The organism is Mycobacterium sp. (assembly GCF_965230835.1).
Taxonomy (GTDB): domain Bacteria; phylum Actinomycetota; class Actinomycetes; order Mycobacteriales; family Mycobacteriaceae; genus Mycobacterium.
Window position 1 is genome coordinate 3,823,794 of the sequence record NZ_CBDDLW010000002.1, and the last position, 19,099, is coordinate 3,842,892.

Below are 19,099 nucleotides of genomic sequence, written 5' to 3' on the forward strand. Positions count from 1 at the left end.
GAGATGACTTTGCACGCACCGCCGTCGTCTTCCGGCACCCGCGAGCAGGTGCATGACGCCGCACGGCGGGCCCGTATCGCGTCGCGGACGCTGGCCACGCTGACCACTGCCGAGAAAAACCGGGCCTTGCATGCCGCAGCTGACGCGTTGTTGGCCAATGCGGCCACAATCTTGGCCGCCAATGCCGAAGACCTCGACGCGGCCCGGGCCGCGGACACCCCTACTGCCATGCTGGACCGGCTAGCGTTGAGCCCACAGCGTATCGACGGTATCGCTGCAGGTTTGCGGCAGGTGGCGGGGCTGCCCGATCCGGTTGGCGAAGTGCTGCGCGGCTATACCCTGCCGAATGGGTTGCAGCTGCGCCAACTGCGCGTTCCGCTCGGTGTCATTGGCATGATTTATGAGGGCCGTCCCAACGTCACCGTCGACGCCTTCGGGTTGACCCTCAAGTCGGGAAACGCCGCGGTGTTGCGCGGCAGCGCCTCGGCAGCCAGATCGAACGAAGCGTTGGTCACGGTGTTACGTGCCGCGCTGGTCGATGAGGAACTGCCGGCCGATGCGGTCGCGCTGCTTTCGGCCGCCGACCGTTCCACGGTAACCCACCTCATCCAGGCCCGCGGCCTGGTCGATGTGGTGATTCCACGCGGGGGCGCGGGCCTGATCGACGCGGTCGTTCGCGACGCGCAAGTGCCCACCATCGAGACCGGTGTTGGCAATTGCCACGTCTACGTCCATGAAAGCGCGGATCTGGATCTTGCCGAACGGGTTCTGCTGAACTCGAAGACCCGGCGGCCCAGCGTGTGCAACGCGGCCGAGACGTTGCTGGTCGACGCTGCGATCGCCCCGCAAGCGCTCCCTCGGCTGATTGATGCGCTGCGGGACGCCGGTGTCACTGTGCACGGTGATCTATTCGCGAGCGCGAGCGAGGACGACTTGCGCCGCGAATACCTGACGATGGATATTGCATTGGCGGTGGTGGACGGCGTCGACGCCGCCGTGGCTCACATCAACGAGTATGGCTCCGGTCACACCGAGGCCATCGTGGCCAGTGATTTCGCTGCAGCTCGACGGTTCACTGAGCACGTCGATGCCGCGGCAGTTATGGTCAATGCGTCGACGGCCTTCACCGACGGCGAGCAGTTCGGTCTCGGCGCCGAGATCGGAATCTCCACTCAAAAGCTGCACGCCCGCGGCCCGATGGGACTCCCAGAATTGACCTCGACCAAGTGGATCGTGTGGGGTGACGGCCACACACGTCCGGCTTGACCCCCTCCGACTTAATTGCAGTGCTGAGGAGGATCCATTGTGAGCGTGCCCGCGCGGTCTGTACCGCTGTTCTCCGACATCGCCGACGTCTCACGGCGACTTGCTGAGACTGGCTACTTGCCCGATACCGCAACCGCGACAGCGGTCTTTCTCGCCGATCAGCTTGGCAAGCCGCTGTTGGTGGAAGGACCCGCCGGCGTTGGCAAGACCGAGTTGGCCCGCGCGGTCGCGCAGGCCAGCGGCTCTGGCCTGGTTCGGTTGCAGTGCTACGAGGGCGTCGACGAGGCACGCGCACTCTACGAGTGGAACCACGCCAAACAGATTCTGCGAATCCAGGCGGGCTCGGGGGACGAAAGTGACTGGGACCGGACAAAAGACGATGTGTTCAGCGAGGAGTTCCTGCTGTCCCGTCCGCTGCTTACCGCGATTCGACGCACCGAGCCGACGGTGCTGCTGATCGACGAGACCGACAAGGCCGACATCGAGATCGAAGGACTGCTACTCGAGGTGCTGTCCGACTTCGCGGTCACCGTCCCCGAGTTGGGCACGCTCACCGCAACCCGGGCACCCTTCGTCGTGCTGACCTCTAATGCCACTCGGGAGCTGTCGGAGGCGCTCAAGCGCCGCTGCCTGTATCTGCATATTGACTTCCCCAGCCCTGATATGGAGCGCCGCATTCTGTTGTCGCGAGTCCCTGAGCTGCCCGAACGGCTCGCGGACGAGTTGGTGCGCATCATTGGCGTGCTGCGCGGAATGCAGCTCAAGAAGGTCCCGTCTATCGCCGAGACAATTGACTGGGGCCGCACTGTGTTGGCACTGGGTCTTGACACCATTGACGATGCGGTGGTTGCTGCCACACTCGGTGTCATCCTCAAGCACCAATCCGATCAGCAACGCGCGAGCGGCGAGCTGCGTTTGAACTAGGGATGCGCTGATGGCCACTGGACGTATACGCCCCACCCGACCGCTTGCCCCGCACGGTCTAACTGGTCATTTGGTTGGGTTCGTCGAAGCGCTTCGCGGAAGCGGGATTTCGGTGGGCCCGTCGGAAACGGTGGACGCCGGCCGGGTGCTGGCGACCCTGGGGTTGGGGGAGCGGGAGGTGCTGCGCGAGGGCATTGCCTGCGCTGTGCTGCGCCGGCCGGAACACCGCGACACCTACGACGCCATGTTCGACCTGTGGTTTCCCGCTGCGTTGGGTGCGCGTGCCGTGGCGGCACAGGACACCGGTGACGCCGGCGATTCGTTGCCGCTCGACGACGTCGAGGCAATGCGGCAGATGCTGTTGGATCTCCTCACAGAGAACCAAGACCTCGCCGACATGGACGAGCGGTTGGTCGGGATGATCGCGCGGATCGTGGAGGCCCACGGCAAGTACAGTTCGAGCCGCGGTCCGTCGTTCTCGTCATATCAGGCCCTCAAGGCGATGGCGCTGGACCAACTGGAGGGCAGGTTGCTGGCGGGACTGCTGGCCCCCTACGGCGACGATCCCACACCCACTCAGGAGCAGATCGCCAAAGCGCTCACTGCGCAAAAGATCGCGCAGCTACGCAAGATGGTCGACGCCGAGACCAAGCGACGTACCGCCGAGCAACTCGGCCGTGAGCACGTCCAGATGTACGGAATCCCGCAGCTTTCCGAAAACGTCGAGTTCCTGCGAGCCTCCGGTGAGCAGCTCCGTCAGATGCGCCGCGTGGTTGCGCCGTTGGCACGCACTCTGGCGACCCGTCTGGCAGCCCGGCGCCGCCGCGCCCGTGCCGGTTCGATTGATCTACGCAAGACACTACGCAAGTCAATGTCCACTGGCGGCGTGCCGATCGATGTCGTATTGCGCAAACCGCGCCCGGCACGCCCAGAGCTGGTTGTTCTGTGCGACGTTTCTGGTTCGGTCGCGGGGTTCAGCCACTTCACTCTTTTGCTGGTACACGCTCTGCGGCAGCAATTCTCTCGCGTTCGCGTATTCGCTTTCATCGACACCACCGACGAAGTGACCCATATGTTCGGACCTGAAGCCGATCTGGCCGTGGCGATTCAGCGGATCACCCGGGAGTCAGGTGTGTATGCCCGTGACGGGCATTCTGACTACGGCAACGCCTTCGTCTCGCTCATGCAGTCCTTTCCGGATGTGCTCTCGCCACGCAGCTCGCTGCTGGTGCTCGGCGACGGGCGCACCAACTATCGAAATCCGGCCACCGATGTGCTGGCCGACATGGTGACGGCGAGTCGGCACGCGCACTGGCTCAATCCAGAGCCTAAGCATCTCTGGGGAAGCGGGGACTCGGCAGTGCCGCGCTACCAAGAAGTGATCACGATGCACGAATGTCGTTCCGCCAAGCAGCTGGCCGCGGTGATCGACCAGCTGCTCCCGGTATGACCTGGCTCCTTCGTCAGGTAGCGAGTACCGCTCAACGCATCACGAAGTAATGCGGCCGCCGCGGGCGAAATCTCGGTTTTGTGACGACCTTGCCGGGCTCCTGCAACTGCTGTGTGGCTTCGTGTCGTACGGGTGGCAAATTGTCCGCAGCCTTTCCTGCGGGATCGGAAGGTTTGCCGGCGCAGCCTTGACGTGCCGGCAGTCGCCGTCACGCCTGGAACTTCATCCAGCTGTGCCGTGTTCGGTTCGCATGCGACCGGAGCGACGTCGCCTGCTCAAGTAAGCTGGCAAACCGTGCATGGGCACGTTCGCAGGCTGGGAGTCATGGGTGGGACGTTCGACCCCATCCATTATGGCCATTTGGTCGCGGCCAGCGAGGTAGCCGACCTGTTCAACCTCGATGAGGTCGTGTTTGTACCTATCGGTCAACCTTGGCAGAAGGAGCGCAAAGTCTCCGCTGCCGAGGACCGGTATTTGATGACGGTGATCGCCACTGCGTCCAACCCAAGGTTTTCGGTGAGCCGAGTCGACATCGAACGTGCCGGCCCCACTTACACCAAGGACACACTGCGGGATCTGCAGGCTCTCAATCCGGCCTGTGAGCTGTACTTCATCACTGGCGCGGACGCTCTGGCTTCCATTTTGTCGTGGCAAAACTGGGAGGAGATGTTCGAGTTGGCGCGGTTCGTCGGCGTCAGCCGGCCAGGCTACGAGCTGCGCCATGAGCACATTACCGGTGCTCTCGGTGAGTTGGCCGAGGACGCGTTGACCTTGGTTGAGATCCCGGCGCTGGCGATTTCGTCGACTGACTGCCGTAGGCGAGCCGAGCAGTCTCGGCCATTGTGGTACTTGATGCCTGACGGTGTTGTGCAGTACGTATCCAAGCGCAGGCTCTACCGCCATGCCGACGAGCCTGCGAGCCGCACCGACACTCGTCTCGCCGTAACGGACAACGCATGACGGCCAACCAGGAAGCCCTTGATATGGCCGCTGTGGCCGCTCGCGCTGCCGCCACCAAGCTCGCCACCGACATCGTTGTGCTCGATGTTTCCGGGCAGCTGGTCATCACGGATTGCTTCGTGATTGCCTCGGCGTCTAACGAACGGCAGGTCAACGCAGTCGTCGAAGAAGTCGAGGCGAAAATGCGGGAGGCGGGCCACCGGCCGGCCCGTCGCGAGGGAGCCCGCGAAGGTCGATGGACGCTACTGGACTACTGCGACATCGTCGTGCATATTCAGCACCAGGACGACCGTGACTTCTACGCCCTGGACCGACTGTGGGGCGACTGCCCGGTCGTGCCGGTGGACTTGGCCGAGAAGTCCGGTAAATCCGCGGGCACGCAATGAGGGTGCGGCGGCTCGTGATGCTGCGACATGGCCAAACCCACTACAACCTTGGCAGCCGGATGCAGGGTCAGCTGGACACCGAATTGAGCGACTTGGGCCGGGCTCAGGCGGTTGCGGCCGCTGAGGTGCTGGGCAAGCAGCAGCCGCGGCTGATCGTGTCGTCGGATCTGCGGCGGGCCTACGACACGGCGTTCAAACTGGGCGAACGAACTGGCCAGCAGGTCCTGGTCGACAATCGGTTGCGGGAGACCCACCTTGGTGACTGGCAAGGTTTGACCCATACTCAGGTCGACGCCGCGGCGCCGGGGGCCCGGCTGGCGTGGCGCGAGGATGCGACGTGGGCGCCGCACGGCGGGGAAAGCCGGATCGACGTGGCGGAGCGGAGCGTGCCGGTGGTTGCCGAACTGGTCTCCGCCGAGTCGGAATGGGGCGGCGCGGGCGAGCCGGGTCGACCGGTGGTGCTGGTAGCCCACGGCGGTCTAATCGCGGCTTTGTCGGCTGCGCTACTGAAGTTGCCGGTTGCCAACTGGCCAGTTTTAGGTGGCATGGGCAATGCCAGTTGGGTGCAGTTGAGCGGTCATTCCAAGGACTCGGACGATTCGGCGACTGATTTTGACCGTATCCGGTGGCGTCTCGACGTGTGGAACGCTTCGGCGCAGGTCTCCAACGATGTCCTCTGAACCGCGCACCAAGGCGAAGCCTGCGCTGCTTGTTTTCGCCGACTCGCTGGCCTACTACGGCCCCACCGGGGGCCTACCGGCCGACGACCCCCGTATCTGGCCTAACATTGTTGCTTCCCAACTAGATTGGGATCTGGAATTAATTGGCCGCATCGGTTGGACTTGTCGCGACATCTGGTGGGCGGCAACCCAGGACCCGCGGTCTTGGGCCGTGCTGCCCAGGGCCGGAGCGGTGATTTTCGCCACCGGCGGCATGGATTCGCTTCCGTCGGTGTTGCCGACTGCGCTGCGCGAGCTCATCCGCTATGTGCGGCCGCCCTGGCTGCGGCGGTGGGTCCGCAACGGCTACGGGTGGGTGCAACCACGGCTATCGCCGATCGCCAGGGCAGCGTTGCCGCCGCATCTGAGCGTCGAATATCTTGAACAGACTCGGGGCGCAATCGATTTCAACCGTCCGGGCATCCCGATAGTCGCGTCGCTGCCGTCGGTGCACATTGCTGAAACCTACGGTAAGGCTCACCAAGGCCGCGCCGGCACCGCTGCGGCGATCACCCGGTGGGCGCAGCGCTACGACGTGCCCCTGGTTGATCTCAAAGCCGCTGTCGCCGAGCACGTCATGTGTGGACGTGGCAATCCCGACGGCATTCACTGGAATTTCGAGGCGCATCGGGCGGTCGCGGACCTGATGCTCAAAGCATTGGCGGAGGCCGGGGTGCCGAACGAGAAGCTACCGAACTGACCCATGAACCGCGCTGATGACGATGCACAGCCAAGCGGTGCGGTGCGGAAGGCCGCCTCCGGCGGTGTACTTCGGTCCGCTGGTTCGCGAGGGCGGCGCACATGACCGTAATGGTGGTGACCGACACGTCGGCGCGTCTGCCGGCCGAACTGTGTGAAGGTTTGGCAATACGCCAAGTCCCGTTGCACATCTTGCTTGACGGGGCTGACTTGAGGGACGGGGTCGACGAGGTCCCGGACGACATCTACAAACGACAGGCCACGACCGCGGCGGCCACTCCGGCCGAGTTGCGAGCCGTATACCAAGAGGCGCTGGCGGACAGCGGCGGCGACGGGGTGATGGCGGTGCACATTTCGTCGGGATTGTCGGGAACCTATCGTGCCGCCGAACTAACCGCGGCGGAGCTAGGTCCGCAGGTGCGAGTTCTCGATTCACACTCGGTGGCCATGGGTACCGGTTTCTCGGTGTTGGCCGCCGCGCAGGCCGCGGCCGCCGGGGGTGACTTGGATGCTGTTGCGCGGGCCGCGGGTGCCGCAGCTAGCCGCACGCATGCCATAGTGTTCGTCCACCGGCTGGACAACCTACGCCGTAGCGGGCGGATCGGTGGAGCCAAGGCGTGGCTGGGCACCGCGCTGGCGCTCAAACCGGTGCTGCACATCGACGACGGCAAACTCGTGCTGGCGCAGCGAGTAAGAACGACCAGGACAGCGGTAGCAGCGATGATCGACCGAGTTTGCGAGGTGGTCGGCGATCATTCCGCTGCTCTTGCCGTGCACCATGTCGTCAACGCGGACGGCGCCGATGAGGTGGCGGAGACTCTGGCGCAACGCCTACCTGCCTGTCCGCCAGCGATCGTGACGCCGCTGGGGCCGGTTCTCTCGCTGCATGTGGGTGCGGGCGCGGTCGCGGTATGTCTGTGCCTCGGTGGCACAACGACCTGACCGTGACTGCGTGCCCGGTTGCCAGGGCGCTAGCGTGCCAGGCGTCCAGTGATCGGTGGCAGATCGGCGAGCGTCACGATGCCGGGTCTGGCGGCGACAACCGCCGGCACCGCGTTAGTTACAGGCATGGCGGTGTAGATCATGCCCAAGCCCATGAACCCGGGCTCCGTCCAATCCTTGGGAGGTAGGCAGTGCAGGACGGTGCGCATGTTGGGCAGCCCAAAAACCTGGATGACGTGGCCGTGTGCCAGCGGTTTAGGCGGGACCACATGGTTGCCCATCGTCCAGTTGAATCCGACGCTGACGACGTTGCGGTCGCCGACCCAGCCGCGGTGGTAACCATAGACGCTGCCGACTGTTCCAGCGGGGATGGTCATGAAGCCGAGGTCGGTGTCGGCGGTGGCCGCAGTAAAGGTGACGTCAAAAGTCATTCTGTCCAGCTGCGCTCCGATCGCGTCTGCCATCATTGCCGCGGACTCGGCGAAGACTTCGCTCTCAATTCGTACGCTCTCGGCCAACCCAGGGGTGTTGGGGCCTTGGGAGAACCCCATCGCCGTTTGGGTCCCAGCCGATTCGTAGGTCGAGCAGTCGACCGATTCGGTGATGCGAATCTCGTCGACGCGCTCACAGGAACCGCTGAGCACCAATCCGACCATGTTCGTGACACCCGGGTGCGCGCCACTACCGAAGATCGTCGATCCGCCGCGCTCGCAGGCCGCGACGATGCGCTCGCGATCCTGGGGAGTCTGTTTGCCGCCGGTGATCCAGGCTGCGCTCGAACATACGTTGACTCCCGATTCCAGCAAGCGAACCAGTTCGTCGATGTTGGGCCACAACGGGTTGTAGCAACATGCGTCGGCGCTGAGCGCGAGCAGCGCGTCGATGTCGTTGGTTGCCCGCACGCCGGTCGGCTCGGCTCGGCCTGATAGATCGGCGGCGTCAACACCGACTTTGTCTGCACCGTGGGCATACACGCCGACCAGTTCCATGTCGGGTCTGCCGATGATGGCGTGCAGTGATCGCCGACCGATATTGCCGGTCGTCCACTGGATCACCCGCAGCGGACGGTTGGCGCTGGCTGTGGTCATCTGGAGGCTCCTTCGGAAGCTGCGATTTGCACACATTATCTTCACGCAAGCCCGTTGTATCGGTGGCGGGCACCCTGGTAGTCGGGTGATAACGGGCACCCGGCTATGACGCGGTCGGAATGATTGGCCGTGAACGTTTCGGAACCGCTAGCGTGGTTTGGCGACTCTTGCTAGTGCCGCCGAGGAAGGTTGGCTGGGAATCCTCTTGCCGTCCACACTGCCATCAACCGATCCGGTGCGTTGACGCGATCTTTCTTGTCACGCCTTAGAGGAGATCAGAAAGACATCTCACGAAGTTAAAAGTCAAGCCACGAGCGAGGGAGGAGGTGGAAAGGCTAGATGTTCGGTGTAGTGCTGGCCGGTTTGCAGGCAGTGGTGGAGTTGGCCGAGGAATTTGTTGAACAGATGTCGTTGGGCTTGGTGGTTCCAGTCTCCTGCGGCGCGGCGGGTGTCGTAGTGGCGACGGGCGCCCGGCGAGGCGCGCAGCGATGCCAAAGCCCAGATGGGACCCACGGCGGCCAGGCGCCGGTTCTTGATATGGCGGTGCAACACGAGGGTTTTCTTGCCGCTGGCGCGGGTGATCGGCGCGGCTCCGGCGAATGCTTTCAGTCCGCGGGCGTCGGTGAAGCGGGCGCGGTCATCACCGATCTCGGCGAGTACCCGGGCACCGGCCAGGTTCCCCAGTCCGGGGAAGCTGGTGATGATCGTGGAGTCCGGGTGCTGCTCAAAATGGGCGGTTGCCGCCTCGGCGAGATCAGCAGCAGTGGTGCAGGCAGCCTCGAACTGACCCAGCAGCCCTGCCAATTGGATACCCATCGCGTTCTCCACGACCGGTGGTTGGTGCAGGTAGGTGTCGGTGAACACCTCCCGCAACCGTTCGATGTCACGGTCGAGATGGCGGCGGCGGCCGGCCTTGGCCAGCAGTCGGCGCAGTCGGGCCGGGGTCAGCTTGGTCGCCTGGGTGGGGGTTGGTGCAGCAGCCAAGATGGTGCGCGCATCTCGACGAGCCAGCCCGCCCTCGGGCAGGTCGGCGAACGCGGTGATGGCCGCCGGGTAGAAATCTTTGAGCACATCGCGAATCTGGTTGCCGATGTGTTGACGTGCCCATACCGCGTCTTGCTGAGCGCGGGCCAGCACCCGGATCGCCTGGGCCAACTCGGTGTCGGCGGGCAATGGGCGGTGCGCGCCGGGGTCGGTGCGCACAATATTGGCCAGCAGCACCGCGTCGGCACCATCGGATTTGGCCCCCGACACCGCATACCGTGCCCGATACCGCGAAGCCGCCAACGGGTTGATCGGATAAATCACCCGGCCAGTTTCTCGCAGCGCCGCCACCCACAGGCCACGATCAGTTTCCATCCCCACTGGTATCGGATCAGCGGCACTGTCACCGGCCTCAGCCAGCAACGTCAACAGCTGCGCGAACCCGGCCGCATCATTGCCCAGCCGTGCACGGGCTACCACCCTCCCGTCGTCATCAACCACAGCAACATCGTGATGCTCAGTAGCCCAGTCGATTCCACAAAACAAGCCCAAGACGTCCTCACTTTTTCGTCGGTGGATGGTTGCGCCGTTACCGGTGGACTCACGCGGCGCCCTAATCGCGGGACTCCAAGGTCCGTCATCTCACTAGCCGTCCGTGACTCCAGCACATCGCAGGACTTCGTTCTGTCGAAGAGCTCAAGGCTCGAGAACAACCATCAGGAAGTCACCCCTGCGACGGGCTCGGGCAACGGAATCTCACCACCAACCCGACAAGACCTGCCGCCAGACGCGCCGCTCTTTCTCAAGTCGTCGAACGACGGGAACACCAGACGTCACCTGACGGCAGATCCCGCAAGAAACAGGCCCCGGTCACCAACACCCGGACCGGTAACCAATCCCTACTAAACGATTAGGAACGTGCGGACTACCCTGATGAAAGATGCTTTCTCAGAAATCATTGGCAGGTGCCCGGAATCCTCGAAGATTGCCAACACAGAACCCCGAATCGCATCGGCCATCTCACGTACAGCTTCGGCGGGCCCTGGGTCATGTCGGCCCGAAGCCACCAGCACCGGCAGTGTCAACTCGCCAAGCCGGTGGGTGATATCCCAGCCGACTAGGTTGCCCAGCGTGGTCGCGAAAACGTTGCGGTTGATGTTTGTCAGGGCTTGCTCGACATAATCGGGCACCGGATCGCAACGGTAGACGTGCTGGGCAAAGCTACGAACGGCGGCGACGTAGGCAGCATCGTCGATTGGCCCAGTAGTTCTACGCGTGGTCGTGCCCGCACCGCTAGGCAACGCATCGACGAGATCGCTAACGTCTCGTTCCGAGAGGGGGAGGCTGGTGCTGGTGTTGGCCAGAATCAGGCTCGCCAGCCCGGCGGGTGCTCGTAGCGCGTATTCGACGGCGACCCACCCCCCGGCGGAGTGGCCAAGTACGTGCACCCGCTCTAAGCCCAGCGCATCGCGCACAGTGTCGAGCTCGTCGACGAATGTGTCTACGGTCCACAGGCTTGGGTCGTCGGGGCGGTCTGATTCCCCGCAGCCAATCTGGTCGTAGTAGATGATGGGCCGGTCAACGCCCAAGGCATCGAGATCCCGTAGGTAGTTGTGTGGCATGCCGGGACCACCGTGAACAACCAACAGTGGTACCGCATCTGCGTTGCCGACGATCCAGTAGTGAATCGAACCATGCGGCCCGACGATCCTCCCGGCGCGCGAGGCTGAACATGCCTCTGACACGGAGGTAGGTTATCTAGCCATTGGCTGAATCGCCAAGACGCGCCATTCGACCGGCCAATTCGGTACGGCGAGGTCATGGTCGTTGGGGATCTTGTCTGGTACTGACTTGATCGCGGGTAGGGTATCGCCGCTGCGCACGCGATCGCGGATCTCAGCCGAAATCTGGGTGGCGCAAAACACGAGAAGTCCGTCGCGGAAGGCGGCTTCGTCGGGTGTGAATGCCAGCTTCCGGTGTCGTCGGTGAGCCTCGGGCCGGCGGTGCCAGTCGGTCGGGCGCTGTTCGTCGGACCGGTCTATGTTGACCCAACCAGCCCCGCGCCTGTCCACAGGCTTGGATTCATCCACAAACTGCGGTGTCGGAAACGTGATCGGAGTCGTCGTAGTGCTGGTGACATTTATGGTCGGCGGATGCGATCAGAGCTTCCCGCCGAGCGGCTGCACCGACGGCTCGGCGCCGATCCGAAGAACGAGCGGGGTACTCACGACGGCAGCTGGGACTGCGCACCATCCGAGGACCCAGATCAAGATTCAACCAACGAAGCGCCGGATGACTCAAACTCGTTGCTGCGAAGCTGGTTTCCCGACTCAACGCGGGGCCAAGGCTGGGTAGCTAGCGTGCGGGCAGATCCAGGTCGCGCCGGCGCGATTGCGTTGGCGGCGATTGCGGCGTTAGCGGTGCTCATCACGGTGTTCACCGTGATGCGCGACCGCCGGCCGCCGGTTATGTCAGCCAAGCTACCTCCGGTAGAGCGAGTTTCGTCTCTTCAACCCGCAGCATCGACGAAACCTGCTGCGGCGGAAGGCTCGGACCGGCCGGTGGTGGTGAGCGTGGTCGGCCTGGTGCGCGCTCCCGGCCTGGTCACCTTGGCGCCGGGAGCACGGGTCGCTGATGCGCTACAGGCCGCTGGCGGCGCAATGGATGGTGCGGACACTATCGGCTTGAATATGGCCAGCCAACTTGACGACGGTGAGCAGATTGTCGTCGGGCTCGCCCCGGTTTCAGGGCAGCCGAGGGCGCTCGGTAGCTCCGTCAGTCCGGGACGGACAGCGACCCGGGGGCAGCCGGAGACGGTTGAGGTGCTTGACCTCAACAACGCAACCGCGGCCCAACTGGACGCCCTGCCCGGGGTCGGGCCGGTGACCGCTGCCGCGATCTTGGCGTGGCGGCAGGAACACGGAAAGTTCACCAGCGTCGACCAGCTTGGAGATGTTGACGGCATCGGGCCGGCGCGGCTGAACAAGCTCCGTGCCTTAGTCCGTGTCTGACACTGGTGTCTGAACCCGGCGCCGCCGACGGTGAAGCGGCGCAAGTAGACGCGCGTCTTGTCCCGGCCGCACTGACTGGATGGATTGTGACGGCGGCCGGAACAGTGTGGCCGATCGGTTATGCGTTGGCGGTGTGTTGCGTGGTGTTAGCCGCCACGTCGGGTGCGCTGTGGTGGTCGACGGCGCGGGCTCGGTGCCGAACTCAGTTGGCTGCGATGAGCGCCGGCCTGGTTGCGATCGGTGTGGTGGGCGCGGGGTATGGGCTGGCGATAGCGTTGCGGGCTGACGCGGTTGCACACCACCCGATTACCGCTGCATTTGGAACCGCAGCCACGGTGACCGTCACACCTACTGAAAGCGCGCTGTCGTTGGGCCGTGGGCGGCTGCTGTTTCGTGCCACCTTGCAGCGTCTGCACGACGACGAGATATCCGGCCGCGTTGTGGTTTTCGCGCGGGCCTCGGACTTCAGCCCGGTGTTGGTAGGCCAGCCGCTACGGTTCACCGCACGTATCGCCCGTCCGGTCCGCCACGACCTGACCGTCGCGGTGCTCAACGCTGCGGGCCGGCCAAGGGTTGGTCGCGCCGCAGCGGTGCAAAGAGCCGCTCATATCGTGCGTAGTCGGTTCGCGACGGTTGCTCAAGAGGTGTTGCCTGCCGACGAGGCCGCGACGCTGCCCGCTCTGGTTCTCGGCGATACCTCGTTGGTCACGGTCGCCACGAGCGGCGAGTTCCGCTCGGCTGGGATGACTCACCTGATGGCGGTGTCTGGGGCCAATGTCACGATCGTCTGTGCGGCCGTGCTGTTTTCGGCTCGGTTGGTCGGGCCGCGCGCCGCTGTGTTCCTCGCCGCGCTCGTTCTGGTGGCTTTCGTCATTGTGGTGCAGCCCACGGCCAGCGTGTTGCGCGCGGCTGTGATGGGCGGCATCGCGCTGGTTGGGATGCTGTCTTCGCGTCGTCGGCAAGCGATTCCGGCGCTCTCGGCGAGCGTGTTGATACTGACCGCCGCGACTCCGCGCCTGGCCGTCGACATCGGTTTCGCGCTGTCGGTGGTAGCCACCGCCGCATTGGTGGTCATAGGTCCGGTTTGGTCTCGGGGCTTGGTCGCCCGAGGCGTGCCGAAGCCGCTGTCCGACGCGCTAGCCGTGGCGGGTGCGGCGCAGGTGGTAACAGCGCCGCTGGTCGCTGGGGTGTCGGGCCGGTTCAGTGTGGTGGCCGTTGGCGCCAATATCGCGGTGGCTGCGGTGATAGCGCCGATCACGGTGCTGGGCAGCGCGGCGGCAGTGTTGGCCGTCGCCTGGCCAGCCGGTGCGGACCTGCTCATCCGATTCACGGGGCCCGAGCTGTGGTGGGTGTTGCGGACGGCGCATTGGGCGGCCTGCGTGCCCGGGGCCACGGTGGCTGTCCCGTCGGGTGTTCCCGGCGTGTTGGTCATTGTCTTGGGCACCGTTCTGGTGACTGTGTGCTGGCGGTGGCGTTGGTTTCGGGTGGTCGTAGGTTCAGCGATGGCGGCCGCCCTTTTTTGCCTGTTTGCCTGGGTAGTGGGCGGTCTGCTGGCTGGTGGGCGGTCCTTCTGAGCACGTCGGCCGTTCGTGACACCATCGTGGGGTGAACGCGGTTTCATCGTTGCATCTGGTTCTGGGTGACGAAGAGTTGCTTGTCGAGCGGGCAGTAGGGGAGCTGCTGCGATCGGCTCGGCAGCGGGCGAGCAGCGGTTCTGAAGCCGCCGCCGATGATGTCCCGGTGAACCGGGTGCGGGCTGGCGATGTGAGTACCTATGAACTTGCCGAAATGCTGAGCCCGTCGCTGTTCGGCGAGGAGCGGATCGTTGTACTCGAGGCCGCCGGTGAAGCTGGTAAGGATGCTGCCGCGGTAATTGCCTCGGCCGCCGCCGACATTCCGCAGGGCACGTTGCTGGTGGTGGTGCACTCGGGTGGCGGTCGCGCGAAGGCGCTAGCCAGTCAGCTGCGCTCGCTGGGCGCGCAGGTACATCCCTGCCCGCGGATCACCAAAGTCAGCGAACGCGCTGACTTTGTGCGCAACGAGTTTCGCTCGTTGCGGGTCAAGGTCGATGAGCAGACCGTGACCGCACTGCTGGACGCTGTCGGCTCTGACGTCCGCGAACTGGCTTCGGCCTGTTCGCAGTTGGTCGCTGACACCGGCGGTGATGTCGACGTCGCGGCGGTTCGGCGCTATCACAGCGGCAAAGCCGAGGTGAAAGGCTTCGATATCGCCGACAAGGCTGTGGTCGGCGATGTGGAAGGAGCGCTCGAAGCGCTGCGCTGGGCGATGATGCGCGGCGAGCCACTCGTGGTGCTAGCCGATGCCCTGGCTGAAGCCGTGCACACCATCGGGCGGGTAGGGCCGCTGTCCGGAGACCCTTACCGTCTCGCGTCGCAACTGGGGATGCCGCCGTGGCGGGTGCAGAAGGCGCAGAAACAGGCCCGGCGCTGGTCGCTGGACACGGTGGCAACCGCCATGAGACTGGTGGCGGCGTTGAACGCGAACGTCAAGGGTGCGGTCGCCGACGCCGATTACGCGCTGGAGTCCGCGGTGCGGAAGGTCGCAGAGTTGGTAGCCGACCGGAGTAGATAAACGAGCCGGCCGGTCAGAGCTTGTTAAGGGTCCGGGCCAACGCCGACTTCTTGTTGGCTGCCTGGTTCTTGTGGATCACTCCCTTGCTGGCCGCCTTATCCAGCTTGCGGTTGGTCGACACCAGCAATTCCCCGGCCTTGTCCTTATCGCCGGCGGCGGCGGCCTCGCGGAACGCACGGACGGCAGTGCGCAACGAAGACTTCACCGACTTGTTGCGCAGTCGGGCACGCTCATTTGTGCGGTTGCGCTTCTGCTGCGACTTGATATTGGCCACGCGTTGGTTCCCTTTGTCGATTCGGCGTTGCTCGGGTGCCCCTGCTACCCGACAGCGACTGCCCAGGTTATCAGTCGGTTACGATTTAGCCCAAAAGGGAACCACAGGCCTGCGGGAACGGCACGTTGAGGCACCATGGCACAGTGAGTACGCCCAACCAGCTAGAGGCGACCGGCCGACGGCCGTCGGCCCGCTCTGAGCGCATCTTCGGCGGATACAACTCGTCGGACCGCTACTCGCTGGCCTTCGATGAGATGTTCGATGCTCGGGGCAACGTGCGTGGCCCCTACAAGGGCATCTATGCCGAGCTTGCCCCCTCAAACGTCTCGGAGCTCAAAGCTCGCGCCGAAGCGCTGGCCCGCGCGTTTTTCGACCAGGGCATCACCTTCTCACTATCGGGTCAAGAACGACCCTTTCCGCTGGATCTGGTGCCGCGGGTCATCTCGGCCGCGGAGTGGACCCGGCTGGCGCGCGGCATCGTTCAACGGGTCAAGGCGCTCGAAATGTATCTCGACGACATCTACGGCGATCAGGAGATTTTGCGTGACGGCGTCATCCCGCGCCGGCTGGTGACCTCGTGCGAGCACTTTCATCGCGAAGCCGTCGGCATCGTCCCGCCCAACGGTGTGCGCATCCACGTGGCCGGCATCGATTTGGTCCGCGACCACCAGGGCAACTTCACCGTGCTTGAGGACAACCTGCGCTCGCCGTCAGGAGTGTCTTATGTCATGGAGAACCGGCGCACCATGGCGCGCGTCTTCCCGAACCTGTTCGCCACCCATCGGGTGCGCGCCGTCGACGATTACTCCGCCCACTTGTTGCAGGCGTTGCGCAACTCCGCTGCCACTAACGAAGCCGATCCAACGGTGGTGGTCCTGACCCCGGGGGTGGCCAACTCGGCCTACTTCGAGCATTCGTTGCTTGCCCGCCAAATGGGCGTCGAGCTGGTCGAAGGTCGTGACCTGTTCTGCCGCGACAACCAGGTATACATGCGTACCACCGAAGGGGAGCGTCAGGTCGACGTCATCTATCGACGCATTGACGACGACTTCCTCGACCCCCTGTTGTTCCGCGGGGACTCGGTGCTCGGGGTGGCTGGGTTGGTCAACGCAGCCCGGGCCGGCAATGTGGTTATCTCCAGCGCGATCGGCAACGGGGTGGGTGACGACAAACTTGTCTACACCTACGTGCCAACCATGATCGAGTACTACTTGCGCGAAAAGCCGTTGCTGGCCAACGTCAAAACCTTGCGGTGCTGGCTCGACAGCGAACGGGAAGAAGTACTGGATCGGATTCGCGAATTGGTGCTCAAGCCGGTCGAAGGGTCGGGCGGGTATGGAATCGTGTTCGGCCCGGAAGCTTCCAATAAGGAGCTCGCCACCGTCAGCAAAAAGATTCGCGCCGATCCCCGAAGCTGGATCGCACAGCCGATGATGGAACTATCGACCGTGCCGACCCGGATCGCAGGCACGCTGGCCCCCCGTTATGTGGACCTGAGGCCATTTGTGGTCAACGATGGCAATGACATGTGGGTGCTTCCTGGCGGACTGACCCGAGTGGCTCTCGTTGAGGGATCGCGGGTGGTCAATTCCAGCCAGGGGGGCGGGTCCAAGGACACCTGGGTGCTAGCACCGCGCGCCTCGGCGGCCAACCGCGAGCTGGCGGCCGCGGAGATTGTGCGTTCGCTGCCCGAGGAGGTGCCTGTCGTCGAGCTGTCCAGCGATGGTTCGCCGCTGCAGGGTCAGCAGTCGCAGTGGACACCAGCAGACGAAGGCGATCACTGATGTTGGCGCGCAACGCCGAGGCGTTGTACTGGATCGGTCGCTATGTTGAGCGAGCCGACGATACCGCGCGGATTCTCGATGTCGCGGTGCATCAACTGCTTGAGGACTCCAGCGTCGACCCGGACCAGGCCTCTCGGCTGTTGCTGCGGGTGCTGGGAATCGAGCCGCCGGACCATGAGTTAGACGTCTGGTCGCTCACTGACCTGGTGGCGTTCAACCGCAACACGCAGGGTGGCAGCTCTATTGTCGACGCGATCTCGGCGGCGCGGGAAAATGCAAAATCGGCTCGGGAGGTTACCTCCATCGAGACCTGGGAATGTCTCAACACCACATACAACGCCCTTGATGAACGGGAGCGTGCCGCTAAACGGCTTGGGCCGCACGAATTTCTGTCGTTCATCGAAGGTCGCGCCGCGATGTTCGCCGGTCTGGCTGATTCGACGCTGTCACGCGACGACGGATACCGCTTCATGTTGCTGGGTCGTGCGATCGAGCGAGTGGATATGACGGTGCGGTTGTTGTTGTCGAGAGTAGGGGACAGTGCGTCGTCGCCAGCGTGGGTGACGCTGCTTCGCTCGGCCGGCGCGCACGATACGTACCTGCGCACCTACCGCGGGGTGCTAGACGCCAGTCGGGTCGTCGAGTTCATGCTGCTTGACCGGCGTTTCCCGCGTTCGGTTTTCTATTCGCTGAGATTGGCCGAACACAACCTGGATGAACTGCTGCACAATCCGCAGAGCCGGGTTGGGGCGACCGTGGAGGCGCAGCGGCTGCTGGGACAGGCGCGCAGCGAATTGGAATTCCTGCAACCTGGGGCGCTGCTTGAGTCATTGGACACACGCTTGGCGAGTTTGCAGCGAACCTGCTACGACGTCGGCGAAGCGCTGGCGCTACAGTACTTTCACGTTACCCCCTGGGTGGCATGGTCGGATGCAGGTCACCGCCGCCGCCTGGGTGCTAGGCAGGGCGAAGCCTGATGTGGCGAATGCGAGTCGTACATACCACCGGATACGTCTACGAGTCGCCGGTGACAGCCTCCTACAACGAAGCCCGTCTGACTCCGCGGTCGACCACCCGGCAGAACGTCATCGTCAACCGCGTCGAGACCATTCCGGCCACCCGCTCCTACCGCTACGTCGACTATTGGGGCACCGCGGTCACGGCTTTCGACCTGCATGCGCCGCACACCGAACTCACCGTGACGTCCGCATCGGTCGTTGAAACCGAGCAGCCGGAGCTGCCGGCCGCGGAAGTCACCTGGACCGACTTGCAATCGGTGGCCGTGATTGACCGTTTCGACGAAGTGCTGCGCCCCACTGACTACACCCCGGGGAGTAAGCGCGTCGCGGCCGTCGGCAAGCGGATCGCCAAACATCACGAGCCCGCTGAGGCTGTGGTCGCCGCAGCGCGTTGGGCGCGCGGCGAGCTGGACTACCTGCCTGGCCGGACTGGGGTTCAATCATCCGGCTTGGACGCGCTACTCGAGGGCAAAGGGGTTGGCCAAGATTTCGCGCATCTGTCGCTGATTTTGTTACGTAGCATGGGAATTCCGGGACGCTACGTTTCGGGGTACCTGCATCCCAATCGCGACGCGGTGGTCGGCGATGTGGTGGCTGGCTGCAGCCACGCGTGGATTCAAGCCTGGACCGGTGGCTGGTGGAGCTACGACCCCACCCATGACTCCAAGATCACCGAGCAATACGTCAGCGTAGGCGTGGGGCGCGATTACGCAGATGTGTCACCGTTGAAAGGGATCTACTCCGGAGAAGGAGCCACCGACCTAGACGTGATCGTGGAGATAACCCGGCTGGCCTAACCCCCGCTAGCTGTCTGAACTTCAGATTGGGCCGAATAGCCACCCACTCGATCCGCCAGTGCTACCACCGTGCTGACCTAGGCCAGACAGTGTCGTTGCCTGTCCAGGCTTCATCCCGTCGTTGCCGACAAGGCCGGCGGACCCCGCGTTGCCGTCGGCCATTCCAGTATTGGTGCTATAGCCGCCGTCGTGTCCTACTTCGCC

18 protein-coding genes are annotated in these 19,099 nt (G+C 64.1%); 14 read left to right on the forward strand and 4 right to left on the reverse strand.

The genetic code is table 11. From position 1 onward, the window contains the following. Window positions 1-3: 3 nt before the first annotated feature. From ACO07W_RS17875 to ACO07W_RS17910, 8 genes are all read left to right on the forward strand, one after another. A complete protein-coding gene (locus ACO07W_RS17875) occupies window positions 4-1,266 on the forward strand; it encodes a glutamate-5-semialdehyde dehydrogenase (protein WP_421845043.1) in 1,263 nt (420 codons plus the stop codon). Between the two features lie 39 nt (window positions 1,267-1,305). After that, window positions 1,306-2,190 carry an AAA family ATPase gene (locus ACO07W_RS17880; RefSeq protein ID WP_421845044.1) on the forward strand — a complete coding sequence of 295 codons (885 nt, stop codon included), beginning with the start codon at window positions 1,306-1,308 and terminating at the stop codon, window positions 2,188-2,190. 10 nt (window positions 2,191-2,200) lie between these two features. After that, the gene (locus ACO07W_RS17885; protein ID WP_421845045.1) at window positions 2,201-3,640 is read left to right on the forward strand and encodes a vWA domain-containing protein; all 1,440 of its coding nucleotides are present in this window, start codon (window positions 2,201-2,203) and stop codon (window positions 3,638-3,640) included. 315 nt (window positions 3,641-3,955) lie between these two features. Beyond that, the gene (gene nadD / locus ACO07W_RS17890; protein ID WP_421846079.1) at window positions 3,956-4,600 is read left to right on the forward strand and encodes a nicotinate-nucleotide adenylyltransferase; all 645 of its coding nucleotides are present in this window, start codon (window positions 3,956-3,958) and stop codon (window positions 4,598-4,600) included. Continuing rightward, window positions 4,597-4,986 (forward strand): ribosome silencing factor, encoded by a 390-nt coding sequence (rsfS, locus tag ACO07W_RS17895; protein WP_421845046.1) that lies wholly within the window; start codon window positions 4,597-4,599, stop codon window positions 4,984-4,986. The genes nadD and rsfS overlap by 4 nt, the downstream gene beginning before the upstream one ends. Further along, the gene (gene gpgP / locus ACO07W_RS17900; RefSeq protein ID WP_421845047.1) at window positions 4,983-5,666 is read left to right on the forward strand and encodes a glucosyl-3-phosphoglycerate phosphatase; all 684 of its coding nucleotides are present in this window, start codon (window positions 4,983-4,985) and stop codon (window positions 5,664-5,666) included. The genes rsfS and gpgP overlap by 4 nt, the downstream gene beginning before the upstream one ends. Beyond that, the gene (gene octT, locus ACO07W_RS17905) at window positions 5,656-6,405 is read left to right on the forward strand and encodes a diglucosylglycerate octanoyltransferase (protein WP_421845048.1); all 750 of its coding nucleotides are present in this window, start codon (window positions 5,656-5,658) and stop codon (window positions 6,403-6,405) included. The genes gpgP and octT overlap by 11 nt, the downstream gene beginning before the upstream one ends. 101 nt (window positions 6,406-6,506) lie before the next feature. Beyond that, window positions 6,507-7,346 (forward strand): DegV family protein, encoded by an 840-nt coding sequence (locus ACO07W_RS17910; protein ID WP_421845049.1) that lies wholly within the window; start codon window positions 6,507-6,509, stop codon window positions 7,344-7,346. Window positions 7,347-7,375: 29 nt separating this feature from the next. On the opposite strand, the gene ACO07W_RS17915 is transcribed toward ACO07W_RS17910, so the two are convergent. From ACO07W_RS17915 to ACO07W_RS17925, 3 genes are all read right to left on the reverse strand, one after another. Beyond that, entirely contained in the window at window positions 7,376-8,434 is a 1,059-nt protein-coding gene (locus ACO07W_RS17915; RefSeq protein ID WP_421845050.1) for a dihydrodipicolinate reductase, read from the reverse strand. Window positions 8,435-8,737: 303 nt separating this feature from the next. Next, window positions 8,738-9,964, reverse strand: coding sequence for an IS110 family transposase (locus ACO07W_RS17920; protein ID WP_421845748.1), 1,227 nt, complete (start codon window positions 9,962-9,964; stop codon window positions 8,738-8,740). Between the two features lie 356 nt (window positions 9,965-10,320). Further along, window positions 10,321-11,163, reverse strand: a complete 843-nt coding sequence (locus ACO07W_RS17925; protein ID WP_421845051.1) for a proline iminopeptidase-family hydrolase — start codon at window positions 11,161-11,163, stop codon at window positions 10,321-10,323. Between the two features lie 408 nt (window positions 11,164-11,571). On the opposite strand from ACO07W_RS17925, the gene ACO07W_RS17930 reads away from it, so the two are divergent. Genes ACO07W_RS17930 through holA form a run of 3 tightly spaced genes read left to right on the forward strand, consistent with a single transcriptional unit; the run spans window position 11,572 to window position 15,021 of the window. Continuing rightward, window positions 11,572-12,429, forward strand: a complete 858-nt coding sequence (locus ACO07W_RS17930) for a helix-hairpin-helix domain-containing protein (RefSeq protein WP_421845052.1) — start codon at window positions 11,572-11,574, stop codon at window positions 12,427-12,429. 5 nt (window positions 12,430-12,434) lie between these two features. Further along, entirely contained in the window at window positions 12,435-14,003 is a 1,569-nt protein-coding gene (locus ACO07W_RS17935; RefSeq protein WP_421845053.1) for a ComEC/Rec2 family competence protein, read from the forward strand. Window positions 14,004-14,034: 31 nt separating this feature from the next. Next, window positions 14,035-15,021, forward strand: a complete 987-nt coding sequence (gene holA, locus ACO07W_RS17940) for a DNA polymerase III subunit delta (protein WP_421845054.1) — start codon at window positions 14,035-14,037, stop codon at window positions 15,019-15,021. Between the two features lie 13 nt (window positions 15,022-15,034). Here holA and rpsT read toward each other — a convergent pair whose 3' ends face one another. Beyond that, complete coding sequence (gene rpsT / locus ACO07W_RS17945) at window positions 15,035-15,295, reverse strand: 30S ribosomal protein S20 (RefSeq protein ID WP_421845055.1); 261 nt, start codon at window positions 15,293-15,295, stop codon at window positions 15,035-15,037. A 143-nt stretch (window positions 15,296-15,438) separates the two neighbouring features. Between rpsT and ACO07W_RS17950 the strand changes: the two genes are divergently transcribed. The 3 genes from ACO07W_RS17950 to ACO07W_RS17960 are packed head-to-tail and all read left to right on the forward strand — an operon-like array spanning window position 15,439 to window position 18,895. Beyond that, complete coding sequence (locus ACO07W_RS17950) at window positions 15,439-17,079, forward strand: circularly permuted type 2 ATP-grasp protein (protein WP_421845056.1); 1,641 nt, start codon at window positions 15,439-15,441, stop codon at window positions 17,077-17,079. After that, window positions 17,079-18,056 carry an alpha-E domain-containing protein gene (locus tag ACO07W_RS17955; RefSeq protein WP_421845057.1) on the forward strand — a complete coding sequence of 326 codons (978 nt, stop codon included), beginning with the start codon at window positions 17,079-17,081 and terminating at the stop codon, window positions 18,054-18,056. The genes ACO07W_RS17950 and ACO07W_RS17955 overlap by 1 nt, the downstream gene beginning before the upstream one ends. Next, a complete protein-coding gene (locus ACO07W_RS17960; RefSeq protein WP_421845058.1) occupies window positions 18,056-18,895 on the forward strand; it encodes a transglutaminase family protein in 840 nt (279 codons plus the stop codon). Before ACO07W_RS17955 ends, ACO07W_RS17960 begins: the two co-directional genes overlap by 1 nt. Window positions 18,896-19,099 lie beyond the last annotated feature (204 nt).

What these genes read in the sequence shown, in the direction of transcription:
- ACO07W_RS17875 (WP_421845043.1), top strand. Translation starts at nt 4, where the DNA reads ATGACTTTGCACGCACCGCCGTCGTCTTCCGGCACCCGCGAGCAGGTG.
- ACO07W_RS17885 (WP_421845045.1), top strand. Translation starts at nt 2,201, where the DNA reads ATGGCCACTGGACGTATACGCCCCACCCGACCGCTTGCCCCGCACGGT.
- rsfS (WP_421845046.1), top strand. Translation starts at nt 4,597, where the DNA reads ATGACGGCCAACCAGGAAGCCCTTGATATGGCCGCTGTGGCCGCTCGC.
- gpgP (WP_421845047.1), top strand. Translation starts at nt 4,983, where the DNA reads ATGAGGGTGCGGCGGCTCGTGATGCTGCGACATGGCCAAACCCACTAC.
- octT (WP_421845048.1), top strand. Translation starts at nt 5,656, where the DNA reads ATGTCCTCTGAACCGCGCACCAAGGCGAAGCCTGCGCTGCTTGTTTTC.
- ACO07W_RS17910 (WP_421845049.1), top strand. Translation starts at nt 6,507, where the DNA reads ATGACCGTAATGGTGGTGACCGACACGTCGGCGCGTCTGCCGGCCGAA.
- ACO07W_RS17915 (WP_421845050.1), bottom strand. Translation starts at nt 8,434, where the DNA reads ATGACCACAGCCAGCGCCAACCGTCCGCTGCGGGTGATCCAGTGGACG.
- ACO07W_RS17930 (WP_421845052.1), top strand. Translation starts at nt 11,572, where the DNA reads ATGCGATCAGAGCTTCCCGCCGAGCGGCTGCACCGACGGCTCGGCGCC.
- ACO07W_RS17955 (WP_421845057.1), top strand. Translation starts at nt 17,079, where the DNA reads ATGTTGGCGCGCAACGCCGAGGCGTTGTACTGGATCGGTCGCTATGTT.
- ACO07W_RS17960 (WP_421845058.1), top strand. Translation starts at nt 18,056, where the DNA reads ATGTGGCGAATGCGAGTCGTACATACCACCGGATACGTCTACGAGTCG.